This is a genomic window from Deltaproteobacteria bacterium, assembly GCA_021737785.1.
Classification (GTDB): domain Bacteria; phylum Desulfobacterota; class DSM-4660; order Desulfatiglandales; family Desulfatiglandaceae; genus AUK324.
Genome location: JAIPDI010000017.1, coordinates 39356 through 57496, shown reverse-complemented (window position 1 = coordinate 57496; position 18141 = coordinate 39356). Strand labels below are relative to the sequence as shown.

The following is an 18141-nucleotide window of genomic DNA, read 5'->3' as shown; positions in this document are numbered from 1 at the left end:
AAAAGTAGTATCTCGAATAGACCAGAACCCCTGAACGCTTTAACCTGAACCTCAAGTTTCACATGAGCACAAATCACCCCTATTCTTCCGGCTGGCGGGAACACACCAAGATCTCACAGAAGACCCGTCCGTCGAGGAGGGCCATTCACCGGGCACCGCTGATTATCCTTTGTTCGGGGATTTTCTTGGCAGGCCTCTTTTTTTACTTTTTCGTGATTCCATCGCTTACCGATCAGAAGGGCGAGGCGGGGATCCTCTCTTCGGCGGTAGAAAACACACCGGTCAAATCCTTGCCACAAGAGCCTGTTACCCTCGAGTTGGCGGACCTGAAGCTGAATCCTGCACATTTGAGCGACCGGATCGTCCTCGAAAGAGCGGGTGAATCCCTCATCGTGGAATCGTCCATAGATCCGAACCTGCAATACTACATTTCCGAACTCCTTGAAAAATCACACACTGTAAAGGCGGCTGTGGTGGTACTGCGACCCGAGGACGGCCGGATTCTTGCCATGGCCGATTATGACGCAACGGGGAATGGCGAGGGACTCTGTCTCAAAGCGGACTTTCCGGCCGCCAGCCTTTTCAAAATCGTGGCTGCGGCTGCAGCCCTGGAATGCGCAGGGTTTACTCCGGATCGTAAGGTCTATTTCGATGGGCGCAAGTATACCCTCTATAAACGTCAGTTGAAACAGGCGAGAGGACGATATACCACTGAAATGAGCTTCAAGGAGGCATTTGGTTCTTCTATTAATCCTGTTTTCGGGAAACTGGGGATATACGATCTCGGCCAACAGGTTATGAGCGATTCGGCTGAAAAATTTTTCTTCAATCGATCGATTCCATTTGATCTTCCGGTGGGCAGGAGCATCGTCGATGTGCCGGAGGATGATTTCGGCCTGGCGGAAATCGCCACCGGTTTTAACAAGAGGACTATGATATCACCCCTTCACGCGGTCCTTCTGGCATCCGCAGTTGCCAACAATGGGGTCATGATGAGGCCCTTGCTGGTCAAGAGGGTCCTGCGGGAGGACGGCGAGATCCTATATACGGGCAGACCGTCCAGAATGGCAACTTCCATCACCAGGGAAACCGCCGGAGATCTCAGGATTCTGATGCGGGAGACCGTCACTCATGGGACGTGCAGGCGTTCTTTTCGTCGATTACGGATAAAAAAGGCCTTCAGGGACCTGGAACTGGGCGCAAAGACCGGCACCATCAATGACCGGACCGGACGCTTTAAATATGACTGGCTGACCGCCTATGCCATCTCTTCCGATGGTGCCAGGAAGGTATGTGTGGCAGTCATGGGCGTACATGGTGAAAAACTGGGGATCAGGGCCGGGGAACTCGGCCGGATCATCATGAACTACTATCTTTCCAACTGGGACGCCGCCCCCGCCTTGTCAAGACATGCCCGGACAAATCCATAAAAGAGAGGGGCCGGCCTTTCCATTCTGGATTTGAGTTCCGGATGCGCCTGGGTAGCGACAAAAAATGCCAATTGGGGCAATTCAATAAATTCGACCAGCCTGCCGTCCAGGGACATGCCGGACAGGACCATCCCGTTTTCCTGCAGAATTCCATGGTAGTCCGGGTTGACCTCATAACGGTGCCGATGTCTCTCCGATACCTCAGTCTTGCCATACAGGGAATGAACCAGGGTTCCTTCTTTTAGCATTGCCGGATAGGCCCCGAGCCGCATGGTCCCGCCTTTGTCTGTGACCTCTTTTTGTTCAGGAAGGATATCGATGATGGGTTGGGGGCTATCCGGCGCTATTTCCGTAGAATTGGCGCCTGCCAGACCGCAGACATTCCTGGCAAACTCGATTACCGCCAACTGGAGCCCCAAACAGAGGCCTAGAAAGGGGATGTCTTGCTCCCTGGCCAGACGGATCGCTTCAATTTTACCCTCGGTTCCCCTTGACCCGAACCCGCCGGGGATAACAAGGCCATCTAAGGCCTCCAGAAATGAGGCGTCTTTCAGGTCTGTGGTGTCGACCCACTTGAGATCTATCTTGCACCGGAAATGGGCGGAACAATGGTTGAATGACTCGATGATGGAGGCATAGGAGTCTTCCAGCCGGGTGTATTTCCCACACATGGCAATGGTAATGTTCCTGTCTGGGTTTTTGAGATTATCCACCAGGTTCTTCCACCGCCTCAAATCGGGTGGGCTGTAAATGTTGAGTTTTTTGTGGATAATCTCGGGGAGACCTTCATGCTCAAAAATAATGGGGATTTCGTAGATATCCTCCACGTCCAGGCCGGTGATGACCGCCTCGGGGTTGACATCGCAGAAACTGGCGATCTTGGCCTTGATTTCCTTGGTGAGAAAGTCGGGGCACCTGCCGATGATGATGTCGGGAAAGATTCCGCGCTGTTTTAGAAGATTGACGCTCTGCTGGGTGGGTTTGGATTTTTGTTCGTTGACCCCGTAGGGAATCGGCACGTAGGTGAGATGGATGTAAATGATATTCTCCCTCCCCACATCTTCTTTCATCTGGCGCATGGCTTCCAGAAAGAGTTCATTTTCAATATCGCCTACAGTTCCGCCGATCTCTATGATAACAAGATCCGGTTTTTCATCCCTCACCACCTCGAAGATGTGATTTTTTATGACATCGGTCACATGGGGGATGTACTGGACCGTTTTTCCAAGGTAATCTCCCCTTCGCTCCTTTTTTCTCACAGTGTCGAAGACCTTGCCCATGGTCAGGTTCCAATTGGATTTGCACGTGACCCCCAGGAACCTTTCATAGTGACCGAAATCCATGTCGACCTCTCCTCCGTCATCCAGGACAAAAACCTCTCCGTGCTCAAACGGATTCATGGTCCCCGGGTCTACATTGAGATAGCCGTCACACTTAATGGGTATGATCTTCAATTTTGAGGAAAGAAGGTGTCCGATAGAGGCGGCGGCGATCCCTTTGCCAAGGCCTGAAAGGACGCCGCCTGTGACCGAAATATATTTAGTGGACGTTTGCATGACGCACCTCTCCTTGCCTCAACATCGCCACGGTCCCGAAGCGTCCTGTTCTCCCTTCCCCCCGGTATGAGTAGAAGAGGTCGGTACGGCAGCGTGTGCAGATGTCGGAGATTTGAATGTTCTCTTGCCTGAGCCCTGCGTTTAGGAGTTGCCAGCGGCTGATGGCTTTTAGATCAAAATAGTCCGGTTTGACCCTGAATGCCTGAAAATCGTCCGGGAATATTGTCTTATAATCCACAAATTCGGCGCAACAGGGACCGAGGGAGGGTCCAATGCACGCCAGAAGGTTGCATTCCTCACAGCCGAAGTCAATTCTCATCCGTGCCGCAACCTTTTTGAGAATATTTGCCACATTTCCCCGCCAGCCGCAGTGGATAACGGCGACGACGTTCCGGTCAGGGTCGAAAAGAATAATCCCCTGGCAATCCGCCTGCTTTACCAAGACCGCAAGATCAGGGGCATTTGTGATGACGGCGTCTGCTGCCGGTATCTCCTTCCTGCCCACTTCGTCCCCTCTGCGAATCACGAGAATTCTGGTCCCATGGACCTGCTCCATGTATGTGAGCTGGCCGGCGCCGAGGGTACTCTTGATAAGGTCAAGATTCGCAGCGACATGACATGAAAGATCTCCCACATCATAACTGGTATTCAGACGATCATATGGCGGGCGGCTCGTCCCGCCGAGCCGGGTAAATACGGCATGTGAGAGCTGCGGATAACTGGAAAGGATGGAGTATCTGAGATATGGAACCGATTGCGCCATCCATCTCAGGCCGGGTCGGTCAGGCATGGTGTTCATGGGGAAGCAGACCCATCAGAGGGGAATCTCTTTATGCACTGATTTAGAGTCCTTGGCCGTGCATCCTCATTCAAACTATGACCCATCCGTCCGTGCCGCACGGTGAAATAACATAGAGGTCATCACGACACAGGCATTCTCACTTACCGCTGCTTCCTTCCGGACCTGACGGGGTTCGCAAGCGCCTGTTACGTGAGGTCCATGTCAACGCCGAATGCGACACAGGAGCAGGTGGTATCAGAGTTCTCCTGGAGGATTTTCAACCCCGCATGAGCGGATTTCGGGTCACAGGGCACCGCTAACTCCCCGTCTAGCACGACCAAGGGTCTCACCGTTTCTTACTTACTGGAGGTCTACCCGCTCTTTAAGCTCTTTTCCCACTTTAAAGAAAGGCAGTTTCTTGCTGGCCACCTTTATCATTTCCCCTGTCTTGGGATTTCGGCCCTGGTACCCGCCGTATTCTTTTACTTTGAAACTCCCGAGTCCTCTGATTTCAACCCTTTCACCTCTGACCAGGGCTGCTTCAATTTCTCCAAAGACAGTGTTCACCACCTCTTCCGCCTTTTTCAGGGGCAACTTCTCTTCTTTGGCCAAGGCTTCTATCATTTGCGATTTGTTCATTTTTCCCCCTTGTAAAGCCCTTTGCAAAATACCCTTTTCAAAATTCTTTCTGTGAAACGGTGTTTGTTTGCCGAAAAAGACTATCGTGTGGTTTGCGTCCGGGCATCTGGTTGCATGTGTGCATAATGCCCTTATCTGAAGACACGGAATCTCTCCTGATCGGTTGCGCAATCGAATAGAAAATAGTTGATCAGTGAGTTCAAGTCAAGGAGAAATCAGCAAAAATATTCTGTGAAGGATAAAAAAGGGCGTACCCCTCGGGAAGAGGCGTTTACATTTGCCCGTCTTTTCGCTATAAAGGCCAAACTCACGCACCCGGCCCCCGACCGCCTGGACCGAGACGTCGGGGATGTCCACCTCTCTTATTTTTCTTGAGGACCAGGTTCGGACTGATTTCTTTTTGATTACGCACTCAACCGCCATCAAGAGATTTACGAGTCCATGTTTGGGAGGGAGGTGATTATCAGGGCCGGAACAGTTACGTGTTCCCGAGTTCCGGCTGTGTGGGACCGGCGGAAGAAATCAGGATTGAAGCATATTTAAGAGCCAATATGAATCAGATCATCACGATCGACGGTCCGGCAGGTTCAGGGAAGAGCACCGTCAGCCGCATGCTGGCCAGGAGACTTAATTATGTATACCTGGATACCGGGGCGATGTACAGGGCGGTAGCTCTGGCAGCAAAAAGAAACAGCATAGATTTTCATGATGGCCGATCATTGGAAACGGCCTGCAGGAACATGGACCTTTGGTTTGACAGGGGGGAGGATCCGCCCAGACTCATCCTTGGCAAAGAAGACATCTCGGGTCTCATCCGGAGTCCTGAGTTGGACATGCTTTCCTCCAGCATTTCTGCCGTACGGGAGGTGCGGGAGGCCATGTCGGACCTCCAGCGAAACATGGCAAAGGACGGCGGAGTTGTGGCTGAAGGAAGAGACATGGGGACGGTGGTGTTTCCCGGGGCCGCCTGGAAGTTCTATCTGACGGCTTCTGCTGAGGCAAGGGCAGAAAGGAGATTCAGGGAGCGGCTGGCACGGGGAGAGGCGGTCACGGAGGAGGGGGTGGCAGAAGATCTACTAAAGAGGGATTATCAAGACAGGATGCGGGTTCTGTCCCCCTTAAGGCCTGCCGAAGATGCCATTATTATCGATTCCACGGCCTCAACAGCTCAAGAGGTAGTTGAGCGGATGCTGAAGCATATCAAGCACCGATAGCATTGCTCTGTCTGAGCAAATTGATGGAAATAATGGTTGATATCTTATTTTTGTTTTGATAAACTCAGAAATTTAGGGGATTCGGAGGGATTCAAGCAGGCAAAAACATTCAGGGGGTATCTACGTTAATGGAAAAGGAAACGAACTTTGTAACCCAGGAAGTAACCGAAGAGAACGAAACGACATCTTTAGACCCAGAGACGGATCGTGACACCACTTCTGGCAATGATTCGGACATGAAAGACACGGCGTCAGCTACCGAACCGGAAGACACACTCGAGGATGAACTGACGGTCCGGTCAGAGGACGAACTTGCTGAAGATTCTCAAGATTCCGACAGCTTTATGCAAATGTATGAAGAAAGCTTGAAGAGCATCCAGGAGGGGGAGGTCGTTTCGGGCGAGATTGTCCAGGTGGATAAGGAATATGTCCTGGTGGATATCGGTTACAAATCAGAAGGACAGATCGCTATTCGTGAGTTCATCGATGCCGATGGCCAGATGACGGCCAAGGTCGGTGACAGGATAGAGGTTCTTCTTGAGCGGAGAGAGGATGATGAAGGCGCGATCAAGCTCTCCAAGGAAAAGGCTGCAAAGATCAAGGTATGGGATAAGATCAGGGACATCTATGAAAGCGACCAGACGGTTAAGGGGACGATTGTATCGAGGGTAAAGGGCGGACTTTCTGTGGATATCGGTCTTCAGGCCTTTTTGCCCGGTTCTCAGGTCGATCTCCGGCCAATCAGGGATATGGACACTCTGGTGGGCACCGAGCATGAATTTAAGATAGTCAAATACAATAAGCGTCGCGGTAATATTGTTCTGTCCCGCCGGGCTTTATTGGAAGCCGAGCGAACGGCGATGAAAGAAAAAACCCTGAAGATCATCGAGGAGGGCTCTGTTCTCCGTGGGGTGGTAAAGAATATTACGGACTACGGGCTGTTTATCGATCTGGGGGGAATTGACGGGCTTGTCCACATTACCGACATGTCCTGGGGAAGGGTCGGGCATCCCTCTGAAATGCATCAGACCGGAGATGAGATTGAAGTAAAGGTCTTGAGTTTTGATAAGGAGCGGGAACGTGTTTCTCTCGGCATCAAGCAGTTGGCGCCTGATCCATGGAGTCAGGTCGAAGACAAATATCCCATCGGTACAAAAATTACCGGCCGGGTGGTCAGTCTGACGGATTATGGTGCCTTTGTTGAAGTGGAGCAAGGGGTGGAAGGACTGATACATGTGTCTGAAATGTCCTGGACCCGAAAGGTCAGGCATCCTTCACAGCTTCTGAGTATCGGAGAAACCATCGAAGCCGTTGTTCTGAATATGGATGTTGCCAGAAAACGGATCTCCCTCGGGATGAAACAGGTGGCCCCGAATCCATGGGATATCATAGAAGAAAAATATCCCGTCGGGACAACGATAGAGGGAAAGATTAAGAACATTACCGATTTTGGCGCCTTTATCGGGATCGATGAAGGGATAGACGGTCTGGTGCACATCTCTGATATGTCATGGACCAAGAGAATCAAGCATCCCTCGGAACTTTACAAAAAAGGGAATGAAGTGCGGGCTGTGGTGTTGAATATCGACAAGGAAAACGAGCGCTTTTCATTGGGTATCAAGCAGCTGACCACCGACCCGTGGGACGAAATCCCGATCAAGTACAAGCCGGGAACCCGAGTGACGGGAACAGTGACCAACGTGACGGATTTTGGGCTGTTTCTTGAGCTGGAAGAGGGAATCGAGGGGCTTGTTCATGTCTCCGAGATATCCGGGGACAAGAAGGGAAACCCCTTGTCGAGATTTCAGATAGACGATGTCATCCAGGCAAAGGTCATCAATGTCTCCCGTGATGAGAAAAAGATCGGCCTGTCCATCCGGAAGCTGGAAGAGACCAGTGAGAAGGATATTTTCAGAAGCTATCTGAACAGCAATCAGGAAGCCACCTCCAACCTTGGAGAGCTCTTGAGAGAAGAGATGATGAATCTGGGGCAGTCCCAATCCAGGAGGTCGGAATCAGAGGGCGCGGAGGGCCCTCAGGAGGAAGCACCGCTTGAACCTGAATCAGGAGAACACACGGAAACCGATAACGGCTCTCCGGAGGAATCGCAATCCGAATCCGACAAAGCATCTGAATAACACCCGTGCCGTGCTGGAAATATTCTATTCTGAACCCCCATCACCAGACGTCGGTCCGCGCCTGTCAACGGCCCGGATCTACGTCCGGCTTTTGGGTGAACCCTGAACAGTTGAAACCGCCAATGTGAACGATCAGCTGGATACATGTCAAGCAAGCGGCATTCCATATTCACAGTCCTGATGATCATCCTTGTCATTGCTGTGGTGTTGGGCGGCGCCATGGTGATGGTGCTGAAATCGCTGTCTCCCTCCTCAGGCTCGTTTTTCAGTGAAAAAATCGGTATCATCCCGGTGGAGGGAATTATTTCCTCCTCGCAGACCGTTACGTCTGATTTGGCCAAATTTAGAAAAGATGCAGCCATCAAGGCCATTGTCCTGAGGGTCAATTCTCCAGGGGGCGCAATCGCTCCCAGCCAGGAGATCTATCGCGAGATAGAAAAGACAATCCTTGTCAAGAAGGTGGTTGTGTCCATGGGAACGGTTGCCGCGTCCGGCGGGTATTACATCGCGGCCCCCGCCAGCAAGATCGTGGCCAATCCGGGCACGATTACCGGCAGTATCGGCGTGATCATGGAATTCGTTCGAATGGAAGAGCTGTTGAATAAGATCGGCGTTGATCTGGAGATCATGAAAAGCGGGGAATTCAAGGATATCGGCTCACCTGACAGGAAACTGACCCAGAGAGACCGAGAGATCCTTGATGCCATGATTACGGACATTCAGGATCAGTTCGAGGAAGCAATTGTCCGCGGTAGGCGGATTCCTCTTGAACAGGTTCAGAAGATCGCCGACGGTCGCATCTTTTCCGGGGCCCGTGCCAAGGAACTCGGTCTTGTGGACGTGCTGGGCAATTTTCAAGACGCCGTTGACATAACCAAAGAACTGGCCGGCATTACGGGAGATGTGACTCTGGTCTATGCCAAGAAGCGCAGGCTGGAGGTATTGGATCTCTTACTCGAGACAGGGGCCCGGTTAATCGCCGGGGTGCTGCGCAATCTGGAGGGACGGATCGAATACAGGTGGGACGGGATTTCGGGGCTTAATCTCAAAGGAAACTACTGACATCTCCTTTACCCACTCGTATAATCTCGGGCGCGTCGTTGATCAATGACACAACGCTTGAAGGACTTTGGTCAAACACCCCACCATCAATCACCATATCGAGATATGAACCATAGGCCTCCCTTATCTCCAGGGGATCGTCAAAGCCTGCACTGGTGCTGATGATGGGCCGGCCAAAGGTTCGTACAATGCCCAGGGTAATTCTGTTGTCCGGCACCCGGATGCCGACGGTTTTGCGTCGCGTCAGCATAATCCTCGGTACCAGGTTTGTCCCTTCCAGGATAAAGGTGTACGGTCCGGGAAGAAGCCGCTTCATGGTTTTGTAGGCATAATTGGAAACCTGGGCATATCGACTGATCTCTTTGAGACTGTCGCATACAAAGGAAAAGGGTTTGCTGAGAGGGCGTTTCTTGATCCTGTAAATGAGTTGGATCCCTTTCTTGTTGAAGAGGTCACACCCTATTCCATAAAAGGTGTCTGTGGGATAGGCAATGAGCCCCCCCTGCGCCAATGTTTCGCTGACGTGGTTGATGAGGCGCTGCTGCGGGTTCTCCGGATTAATGGAGAGCGCTACAGTCTTTTTTTTCGTTCCTGAATTCTTGATATTGGCCATGGTTTTTCCAGATCTCTACTATCTTGTTTTCCCGTGCCGCCATGAGGCCGTCACCAGGGAGCAGTGGACAACCAGAGGATTGATGCCGAGATGCCGGCAGCGTTGTCAGGGTCCTTGCAAATGAGTCTTGGCATAACAGGGCAGATCTTCTCCTTCCTGCTGGGGCTTTCTCTGGGAAGCTTCCTGAATGTTTGTATTCATCGCATTCCTCACAAACAGTCGATTCTCCATCCCCCGTCTTCGTGTCCCCATTGCGGTGAACGAATCCGGTTTTATGACAACATCCCCCTCCTGAGTTTTCTTTTTCTCATGGGGAAATGCCGTCACTGTCGACATCTTATTTCACTGCGCTATCCGATTGTGGAGTCGCTGATCGCTCTCTTGAGCCTCTTTCTGTTTACCACATATGGGATCAGTTTTCAATACCTTCTCTTACTCCTTTTCGCTGGCACACTGGTGACGATCAGCTTTATCGATCTGGACCACAGGATCATCCCCGATGTTCTCTCCCTGCCCGGAGTGGCGGCAGGATGGGCGGTTTCGTTGTTTCCCTGGAGCGTTTACTGGCTCGACTCGCTGATCGGGACACTGGCCGGAGGAGGGTCTCTGTATCTTGTGGCGATCGCGTATGAACGGATCACCGGAAGAGAGGGAATGGGCGGGGGCGATATCAAGCTGTTGGCCATGATCGGGGCGTGGATGGGCTGGCAGGCGCTCCCTTTGATCGTGCTCATCGCCTCGCTGACGGGTGCGGTCATCGGTATGGTCTTCATCCTCTGTGCCGGCGAAGGGTATCGGTTCAGGATACCTTTTGGTCCATTCCTTTCCTTAGGCACCCTGCTATACCTTTTCTTCGGACGGGATCTGACCAGGTGGTATTTCGGCTTATTCCTGTGAGGAGGTAGCGTCTTGGGGTTTCCCTTGTACAGCCTGAAGACCGGCATTGTGGCCTGTCTGAGCCTGCTGATCGTCTCTGCCATGCTTCTCATCAATATTGTAATGATCCGATTTGCAGAAAGGGACATGATCGATGCAAAGATAGAAATGGGGCACCTCCTTATTCACAGCATCGGACAGATAGCAGGTTATGAGATGATGACGCGGGAGGACTCTCAGGGGCCGCCCGCACCGGACCAGCGGCTCAGAGAGGAGATCGCCCAGGTACTCAAGAAGGGGGAATTCTCATCGGTTTTGATGGTCAGTGCCGAAGGGATGAGGATTCCCCGTATCGCCATGTGGGAAAACAACGGGGAAGATGCGTTTATCCATTGTATCGAGACCTTGAGAACGGAGCAGGCGTCTATTGAGTTTTTCGGGAAAATTTGGGGAGTAACCTGGTTTGCGCCGGAGAGGATCAGGATATGCGCGCCGATGGTTTTCAAGGGTAGAACGTTGGGCGCTGCGGCCATCGGCGCTGATCTCTTTCCCCTCTATCAGACATTAAGATCATCGGAGAGCGTGGTTCTGGGCTATATCTGCCTGAACACGATGATCCTGGTCCTGTTCGGGATTTATCTGCTTTCGCGAACCGTCCTAAAACCGATCCGGAGGCTTCTGACCATTACCGAGAAATTTGATGAATGGCCCGCCCTGGTTCCGGCGGGCGAGACCTCGAGAAATGAATTCGGGCAACTGTTCCGTTCTCTGAAGATGATGCTGACGCGGCTCGAGGAAAATAAGGAGGAACTTAAAGCACATATCGCCTCATTGGAAACGGCCAATAGAGAGATCAAGAAGGCCCAGAACGACATGATCCGTTCTGAAAAAATGGCTACGGCGGGACGCCTTGCCACCGGTGTGGCCCACGAGATCGGCAATCCTCTGGGCATTATCCTGGGCTATCTGGAATTGCTCAAGAGGGGGGACTTGAGCCGTGAGGAGAGGGACGATTTTTTGGGGCGAACCGAGGCGGAGGTAAACCGTATCCATCTGATCATTAGAGAACTTCTTGATTTTTCAAGGACATCAGGTCCTCACAGTGAAGAAACAGCGGTCCATGAACTCATCACGGAGACCGTGCATATGCTCAAATCTCAGCCGATGATGGAGCAGATTGATATTCAGCAGGCCCTGAAGGCGGAGAACGACCTTGTGCGGGCGAATGCTTCCCAGCTCAAGCAGGTTTTTCTAAACATCATACTCAATGCTGCCGATGCCATGTCGGATGCGGGGATGTCAGATCAATCGGATTCGCGGAAGATGCTGGAGATCGAGACCGACAATAATGACGGGTTCATTCGGGTGACTGTTACGGATACAGGTACGGGAATTCCATTGGAGGCCCAGGGCCGAATCTTTGATCCGTTCTTTACGACCAAGGCACCGGGAAAGGGCACCGGGCTCGGCCTCTCTGTCTGCTATACCATCATGAAAGGATTGGGAGGCGCCATTCGGGTTGAAAGTCCCGCCGGCAGGGGGACATGTGTAATTGTGGATATTCCCTTGGCCGTGAACCCGAAGCCAAGGGATTGAGAGATTTAAGAATTGAGGAATTAAGGAATCGGATCCAATTTTCAACCCTGAACCTGTGAAAGGGGAAACATGTCATGCCTCAACAACGTGTCCTCGTGATCGATGACGAAGAGAACATGCGGCATATGTTGAAGACACTATTGGAAAAAGCAGGCTACAGGGTCGTGTGCGCCGGCAATGGCATGGAGGGTCTGAAGCAGATGGCCGGCACTGACTTCGATTACATTCTCTGCGACATACGAATGCCCCTCATGGATGGCATGGCTTTCTTGAAAGAGGCGGTTTTGCAGCAGCCGGAGAAGATCTACATCATGATGTCGGCCTATGGGACAGTGGAAATCGCGCTGGAAGCCATCAATCAGGGGGCGTACGACTACATTTCAAAACCGTTCAAGACAGACGAGGTCCTCCTCACCTTGAAAAAGGCTGAGGAACGTGAGGCCCTCAGGAAAGAAAATCTGAGGCTTAAGGACAGAATCGGTGTGATCGAAAAACGATACTCGTTTGGAAATATTGTCGCCCGCAGTGAGCCTATGGCCCGCGTGTTTGAGCTTGTGGAGAAGGTGTCCGAGCACAAAACAACGGTTCTCATTACAGGGGAGAGCGGGACCGGCAAGGAGCTGATTGCCAGGGCGATTCACGCGAACAGTCCGAGATCTTCGGAGGCCCTGGTAAGCATCAACTGCGGCGGCATTCCAGAGAGCCTTCTTGAAAGCGAGCTGTTTGGGTACAAAAAGGGGGCCTTCACGAATGCCAACAGGGATAAACCGGGCCGCTTTGAGGAAGCGGACAAAGGAACCCTTTTCTTTGATGAGATCGGTGAAATGCCCTATTCCCTTCAGGTAAAATTGTTGCGGGCACTTCAGGAAGAGGAGATTACCCCCCTGGGGGGCGCGGGCTCAAGAAAGATCGATGTCCGGGTGGTTGCGGCCACATCGAAGGACCTGGAAAGAGAAGTGGCTGAGGGACGATTTCGTGAGGACCTCTATTATCGGATCCATGTCATGACCATTCATCTCCCCCCCTTGAGGACACGAAAGGGAGATGTTTCCCTGTTGATCGGTTATTTTGTAGACATATTTAACGAAAAGCTGAAGAAGAAGGTGGAAGGCCCCTCTTCCGATGCCATGGCCATGCTGATGGGATACGATTGGCCTGGCAATGTTAGAGAATTGGAAAATGTGATCGAAAGGGCCGTGCTCCTATCCGCGGGGCGATGGATAACGCCTGGAGAGCTCCCCCCCGAGTTGGTCGATGGGAGGGATGTTTCCAGGGAGATTTCCATCGGGGGGAGTCTTTCCATCAAGAAGGCCTCCAGGGATCTTCAGCGGAATCTGATTGTAAAGGCCTTGAAAGCCACCAATGGGAACAGGACCCAGGCGGCCAGGCTTCTGGAAGTCAGCAGGCCGATGCTCATCTCCAAGATCAAGGAGTACGGACTCTCCTGAATCCCATCCACAGATTTCGCCGATTAGGCAGATAACGCCATAAATCTCCGCATTCCTGAATTCCCCAATCCCTAAATCATATACCCCTTATATTCCCCCTTGTCACGCACCGGCGCGGACAAAACTCTGAGCTCACGGCCGCTTCGACTGATCCTGACATCGCTGGCATCCCCTCCCACGGTGTCACTGTAAGCGGCAGTGATGGCGGCCGCCATGTCGAGAGAGTTCTCGAAAAGCTCTCCGGAAAGAAGCACGGTGGGTCCGGGAACCGAAACCGACTTTAAGATGATATCCTGTTCACCTGCCAACTGCTGAATGATCTCATTCTCTTCCTTGTTTCTGCCCACCACCAGCTTTGTATGTGGCCCGATCCTGAAATGCCTGCCTGTTTTCAGAAGTTCCAGTTCCCGTATTTCCACTTCCGGCCTATCCGTTAATAAATCTTTCAGCCGACGGGAAAATCCCTTTTCGGTCAAGAGGCACCCCCCGCCCGGCAGGGGATAGTCAGATATATTGAGATGTCTTGCCATCTCCATCTGGGGCTTTCTGGAACGTCCCTGGAAATCGAAAAGCCGGTCCCGTTGTATCCAACCGTTTTCTTCAGGGAGGGTTGGCGGAAGGCGCTTTGCCGAGAGGGGCCTCAGCAGGAGCCGATGGAGCCCGCTTTCGTTGGCGACGCGATTCAGAGAGCCCCTGGTCTGAGACATGGGCCTCTGTCCCAGGACCTCACCCGTAAAGACGAAGGAGGCCCCTTCTGATTCCAGCATTTCGCCGGCGATTCGAAACATCAGGGCGTGACAGTCCACACAGGGATTCATGGCCCTGCCATACCCGGATTTGGGATGGCGGACCACCTCTAAGTGACGGCGGGTGATGTTTACCACCTTGAGCGCCAGGTTTATGGTGCGGGCGGACTTCCTGGCCTTGGCAGGCCCGAAAAAAGGCGTTTCAAAAAAAAGGGCCAGGACATCAATGCCCTGGGCCCTTACCACCTCAGCGGCCAACATGCTGTCGAGGCCACCAGAAAAAACGCAGATTGCCTTCATATCAGATTTCGTGATCTACAACCCTGCCTCTTTCAACGATTCCATCAGGGATTTCTGTTCTTTTGTCAGTTTCTTCGGAACGGCAATGTTGATTTCAACATAGGCATTTCCTTTACCCGTATCCTTATAGCGCGGCATGCCGTACCCCTTGAGCCGGAATTTGGCGTTATCCTGGGTTCCGGGAGGGATTTTCAGCTTCAACACCTTCTGTTCGATGGTCGGCACCTCGATTTCCGCGCCTAATGCGGCTTCAGAAAACCTGATCTTATGTTTTACGTAAAGATCCGCATCCTCCCTCCTGAAGATTGGGTGATCCAATTCCTTGATCTGTATATAGAGATCTCCCGATGGGCCCCCGTAAAGGCCGGGCTGCCCCTTTCCCTGTAATCTCAATTTCTGGCCCCCCTTCATTCCGGAAGGGATCTTGACAGAGAGTCTCTCCTGGCGCCCATCGACCTGATAGGCGATCGTCTTGTTCGTAACGTTGCTCAGTTCCTCTAGGGTCATCGGGAGTTCATAAACCAGGTTCTGACCCTTTGCACCCTGTCCATGGCCTTGGAAGCCGCCGGACCCTCGGCCGTACCCACCCATTCCACCATACATCTGGCTGAATGGATTCTGCCCCCTGCCGCCACCGCCAAAGCCGAATTCCCTGAAAATGCTGTTCAGATCGAAGCCCTTGAAGATATCTTCCTGTGTAAATCGATTTTGGAAGCCTTCCGCCCCGAACATATCGTATTGTTTTCGTTTTTCAGAATCCCGCAGCACAGCATAGGCTTCATTGAGATCCTTGAATGTTGCCTCGGCAGAGGTGTTCCCCTTGTTGTGGTCCGGGTGGTATTTAAGCGCCAGTTTACGATAGGCCTTCTTGATCTCTTCGGGGGAGGCTGACTTGGATACCCCTAATATTTTATAATAGTCTTTTCCAGGCATATTCTCGGGATGCTCAAAACTGTAAGTTGTACGTCTTCAAAAAACACACGCCGTACGGTGAAAAAAATACAGGACTGCAAAGTACGAATGACGTTTCAAATCTAATCACAGAGAGGGAGAAGTCAAGGAAACATAGGCGTATTACCGTTCGGGTTGAAACGCGATTCGGGTTGCTGGATACGGGTCCTTCCAAGGTGCCTCGCACGCCCCTATGCCTTGCGCCTAAGGCCCGGTTGTGGCTCACGCCTTGAGCCTTCTTTCCATGTGATATAGTGCTGCGCCGACCGGGGCAAAGGAAAGAAGGAAAATGTTCAGGACCGGAATTAAAAAAGGAAGCCCGAACCCTAAGTGAAAAGGGAGGGTTCTTAACATGAAACGGAATCGGGTTCTGAACGGGACGAGTTGTCTCGCCGCGATAAGGTCTGTATTATCCCATGCCAGGAAGACAGCGGCCACGGCCGACGAGAAGACTGCCACAAGAGGTCCCAAGGGCGTCAACCACCCGAAGATCATCAGGAGAATGGACAGGATGACCGGAATGATGGTCCGTGGTATCTCCTGACTGACAAGATAAACGAATGACGTAAAAAAAGATACGCCGACAGCGTTTTTTGCCTCTCCTCTGACCATGCGTTCTGTGATCCGTGACATGTAGTCCATGATGACCACACTGAACAGGATCTGGGAGATCAGATAGGAGATAACGGTCGATAGTCCCACCAGGAACAGGGAGAGAAGCCAGGATACGAGATGCCATAGCCACAGGATCCATTGGCTTGCCGGTTTTGCCCAGATAACCTTCAGGATGTCCTGGTGATAGATGAGAATCAGACTGGCAGAAATGATTGTAATCAGGACCACTACGCAGAACCTCAGAAGCCCCCAGAAAAGAAGCCTCGGGGTCTTGATCCCCAGAAACATGCCCCGAAAATTATAAGCGATGCCTTGAACAAAATCCATAATCAGGGTCTCCTGAATAATATATAACCTATTGTATTGTTTTTATAAATATATTATATCGGTCGTCGAAAAATGCAAGCAAATCGAGCGATTTTTCTCAAAACCCTTGCACCCATCGACGGGCAATTACGTACAGACACAGTGAAAAGCAGCTAAAATTCGTTAAGTTCCATCTACCGTTTGGCGGTCCATTAGTGGTCTCCAACCGGTGGTTCGATTCGCCTATCCCAATTTGCTGAATGATTCAGGAAGCCCTATGTGCTTATTTTAATGTCCCGGGGGGAGAAAGAGACCCCCGCGCGCGCCCGGAAAATTTTTGGGCTTTGCGCCATACCTTTTTTAGGTTGCGGCCGTTAGGCCGCCTTGGGAAGTTAGGAATTCCGAATGATCGCCGATTCGCTAAGATCGTGCGCAATCCGTAATCTCCGACTTTTTGTGAAATCGTTAATGTTAAAAGGGCCAATCGGGCGGTGTCGCCGCCATCAGGCCGCCGCCGCTATTTTCGGCGGCCTGGCCAGGATGGAGAGGGGGGTGACGATCAAAAGAAGGAGCGCCATAATCAGCCATGCCGGGCGATAGGTCCCGTATATGTCGAAACAAACCCCTGACAGGAGGGGGCTTGCCATGGTCCCGATGATGATGATGGCCATCATTATTCCCTGAATGGCGCCGAAGGCCTTGCGTCCAAAGTATTGGGCCTGCATGGTAAGTCTGAGGGTAATTACGCCGCCGTACCCGGGACCGAACAGCCCGACAAAAAGGGCCGCCATACCCAGGCCCTGGACATTGGCCAGGGCCAGCAGGCCCAGGGTCTGCAGGAGGAGGGCAAACGCCATGAGATATCGGGTGTCCACCCGGCCGGTGAGCCACCCCAGGGCAAACCTTCCCATGGCACTCACCAGGATGAGGAGAGATGCCGTGAGCCCCGCTGTTCCCCGGCTGAAATGGATGCTGACCAGATAGGGCATGATATGCACAACCACCGCGTGAAGCGCGGCCGCGGAAAGGGTCACGAGTATGGCCAGCATCCAGAACGCCCGGGTCTTGAGGGCTGCGCGGGCGGTGAATTCCTTTTCGCCCTCACTCTCCTGAGACAGGGTCGAGGTGGATCGACCCTGTTTCAAAGGGAGGACCTCGTCACCGTCGGGCAGGAGCCCGTATGGTTCCGGCCGGGTTCGTACAACCAATGCCGATGGGATGCCGATCGCCCACATGCCGATCCCCAGGATCACCAGGGTCTGCCGCCAGCCGTAGAGCCCTATGAGCCAGTTCACCAGATAGATGACCAGCCCGGCGATGCCCATGGTCGCGGAGAGGGTGCCCAGGGCCATGCCGCGTTTCTTCACAAACCAATTGGCTACGGCAGTCCAGCCGGGGACAGGGAAAAGGAGGCTCGATCCTACTGAGAGGAATATGAAAATGAGGTAAAAGGACCAGAGGGTCTGGATCCGGCTCAGGAGCATAAATCCGAGTCCTCCCAGGATGCTTCCCAGTACAAGAATACGCCGGGCGCCGTATCTGTCCGCTGCAAAACCAACAAGAGGGGAAGCGATGCCGCCCTCTATGCTTCTGAGGGAGGCGGCAAATGAGGTGGCGGCATAACTCCAGCCCAACTCATCCACAATCGGATTGAAAAAGGCCGTAAAGCCGTAATAGAAGGTCCCTGCCCCCCACACATGAATCAGGCTCGTGGCCAGAACGATCCACCAGCCGTAGAAAACCTTTGCCATCTATGTGCATCCTGCCCGTTATCATGTTATCTTTCACACTGAGGGGCCTACATTGGTCGTCATTTTTCCATCTGTCAAGCAGTTTGATGGGCAACGGGCGTTGGCGGCCTCTCTTTCTG

Annotated in this window: 15 protein-coding genes and 1 other RNA gene; 7 read left to right on the top strand and 9 right to left on the bottom strand. The window is 52.4% G+C overall.

From position 1 onward, the window contains the following. Nucleotides 1–62 precede the first annotated feature (62 nt). Nucleotides 63–1430, top strand: coding sequence for a hypothetical protein (locus K9N21_10255; GenBank protein ID MCF8144290.1), 1368 nt, complete (start codon nucleotides 63–65; stop codon nucleotides 1428–1430). Here K9N21_10255 and pyrG read toward each other — a convergent pair. From pyrG to K9N21_10235, 4 genes are all read right to left on the bottom strand, one after another. Then, a complete protein-coding gene (gene pyrG, locus K9N21_10250; protein ID MCF8144289.1) occupies nucleotides 1370–2986 on the bottom strand; it encodes a CTP synthase (glutamine hydrolyzing) in 1617 nt (538 codons plus the stop codon). The genes K9N21_10255 and pyrG overlap by 61 nt on opposite strands. Further along, nucleotides 2970–3785, bottom strand: a complete 816-nt coding sequence (gene pgeF, locus K9N21_10245) for a peptidoglycan editing factor PgeF (GenBank protein ID MCF8144288.1) — start codon at nucleotides 3783–3785, stop codon at nucleotides 2970–2972. The genes pyrG and pgeF overlap by 17 nt, the downstream gene beginning before the upstream one ends. A 56-nt stretch (nucleotides 3786–3841) precedes the next feature. Beyond that, an RNA gene (ffs, locus tag K9N21_10240) (signal recognition particle sRNA large type) lies at nucleotides 3842–4104 on the bottom strand. 23 nt (nucleotides 4105–4127) lie between these two features. Further along, the gene (locus K9N21_10235) at nucleotides 4128–4406 is read right to left on the bottom strand and encodes an integration host factor subunit beta (protein MCF8144287.1); all 279 of its coding nucleotides are present in this window, start codon (nucleotides 4404–4406) and stop codon (nucleotides 4128–4130) included. Nucleotides 4407–4957: 551 nt separating this feature from the next. Between K9N21_10235 and cmk the strand changes: the two genes are divergently transcribed. The 3 genes from cmk (at nucleotide 4958) to sppA (ending at nucleotide 8820) form a co-directional block, all read left to right on the top strand. Then, entirely contained in the window at nucleotides 4958–5620 is a 663-nt protein-coding gene (cmk, locus tag K9N21_10230; GenBank protein ID MCF8144286.1) for a (d)CMP kinase, read from the top strand. Nucleotides 5621–5856: 236 nt separating this feature from the next. Next, complete coding sequence (locus K9N21_10225; GenBank protein MCF8144285.1) at nucleotides 5857–7758, top strand: 30S ribosomal protein S1; 1902 nt, start codon at nucleotides 5857–5859, stop codon at nucleotides 7756–7758. 180 nt (nucleotides 7759–7938) lie between these two features. Continuing rightward, nucleotides 7939–8820, top strand: a complete 882-nt coding sequence (gene sppA / locus K9N21_10220; protein MCF8144284.1) for a signal peptide peptidase SppA — start codon at nucleotides 7939–7941, stop codon at nucleotides 8818–8820. Here sppA and K9N21_10215 read toward each other — a convergent pair. Next, the gene (locus K9N21_10215; GenBank protein ID MCF8144283.1) at nucleotides 8804–9433 is read right to left on the bottom strand and encodes a threonylcarbamoyl-AMP synthase; all 630 of its coding nucleotides are present in this window, start codon (nucleotides 9431–9433) and stop codon (nucleotides 8804–8806) included. The genes sppA and K9N21_10215 overlap by 17 nt on opposite strands. Nucleotides 9434–9553: 120 nt before the next feature. Between K9N21_10215 and K9N21_10210 the strand changes: the two genes are divergently transcribed. From K9N21_10210 to K9N21_10200, 3 genes are all read left to right on the top strand, one after another. Beyond that, on the top strand, nucleotides 9554–10330 hold the full coding sequence (locus K9N21_10210; GenBank protein MCF8144282.1) for an A24 family peptidase: 777 nt from the start codon (nucleotides 9554–9556) through the stop codon (nucleotides 10328–10330). Nucleotides 10331–10342: 12 nt separating this feature from the next. Next, complete coding sequence (locus K9N21_10205; GenBank protein MCF8144281.1) at nucleotides 10343–11905, top strand: HAMP domain-containing protein; 1563 nt, start codon at nucleotides 10343–10345, stop codon at nucleotides 11903–11905. A gap of 74 nt (nucleotides 11906–11979) precedes the next feature. Further along, nucleotides 11980–13353 carry a sigma-54 dependent transcriptional regulator gene (locus K9N21_10200; protein ID MCF8144280.1) on the top strand — a complete coding sequence of 458 codons (1374 nt, stop codon included), beginning with the start codon at nucleotides 11980–11982 and terminating at the stop codon, nucleotides 13351–13353. Nucleotides 13354–13424: 71 nt separating this feature from the next. Here the strand turns inward: K9N21_10200 and K9N21_10195 are convergent, their stop codons facing one another. The 4 genes from K9N21_10195 to K9N21_10180 all read right to left on the bottom strand — a co-directional run bounded on the left by K9N21_10195 (nucleotide 13425) and on the right by K9N21_10180 (nucleotide 18022). Then, nucleotides 13425–14399, bottom strand: coding sequence for a tRNA 4-thiouridine(8) synthase ThiI (locus tag K9N21_10195; GenBank protein MCF8144279.1), 975 nt, complete (start codon nucleotides 14397–14399; stop codon nucleotides 13425–13427). A gap of 15 nt (nucleotides 14400–14414) precedes the next feature. Next, nucleotides 14415–15332, bottom strand: coding sequence for a J domain-containing protein (locus tag K9N21_10190; protein ID MCF8144278.1), 918 nt, complete (start codon nucleotides 15330–15332; stop codon nucleotides 14415–14417). A 240-nt stretch (nucleotides 15333–15572) separates the two neighbouring features. Continuing rightward, on the bottom strand, nucleotides 15573–16292 hold the full coding sequence (locus K9N21_10185; protein ID MCF8144277.1) for an EI24 domain-containing protein: 720 nt from the start codon (nucleotides 16290–16292) through the stop codon (nucleotides 15573–15575). A gap of 482 nt (nucleotides 16293–16774) precedes the next feature. Continuing rightward, a complete protein-coding gene (locus tag K9N21_10180; GenBank protein MCF8144276.1) occupies nucleotides 16775–18022 on the bottom strand; it encodes an MFS transporter in 1248 nt (415 codons plus the stop codon). Between the last annotated feature and the right edge of the window lie 119 nt (nucleotides 18023–18141).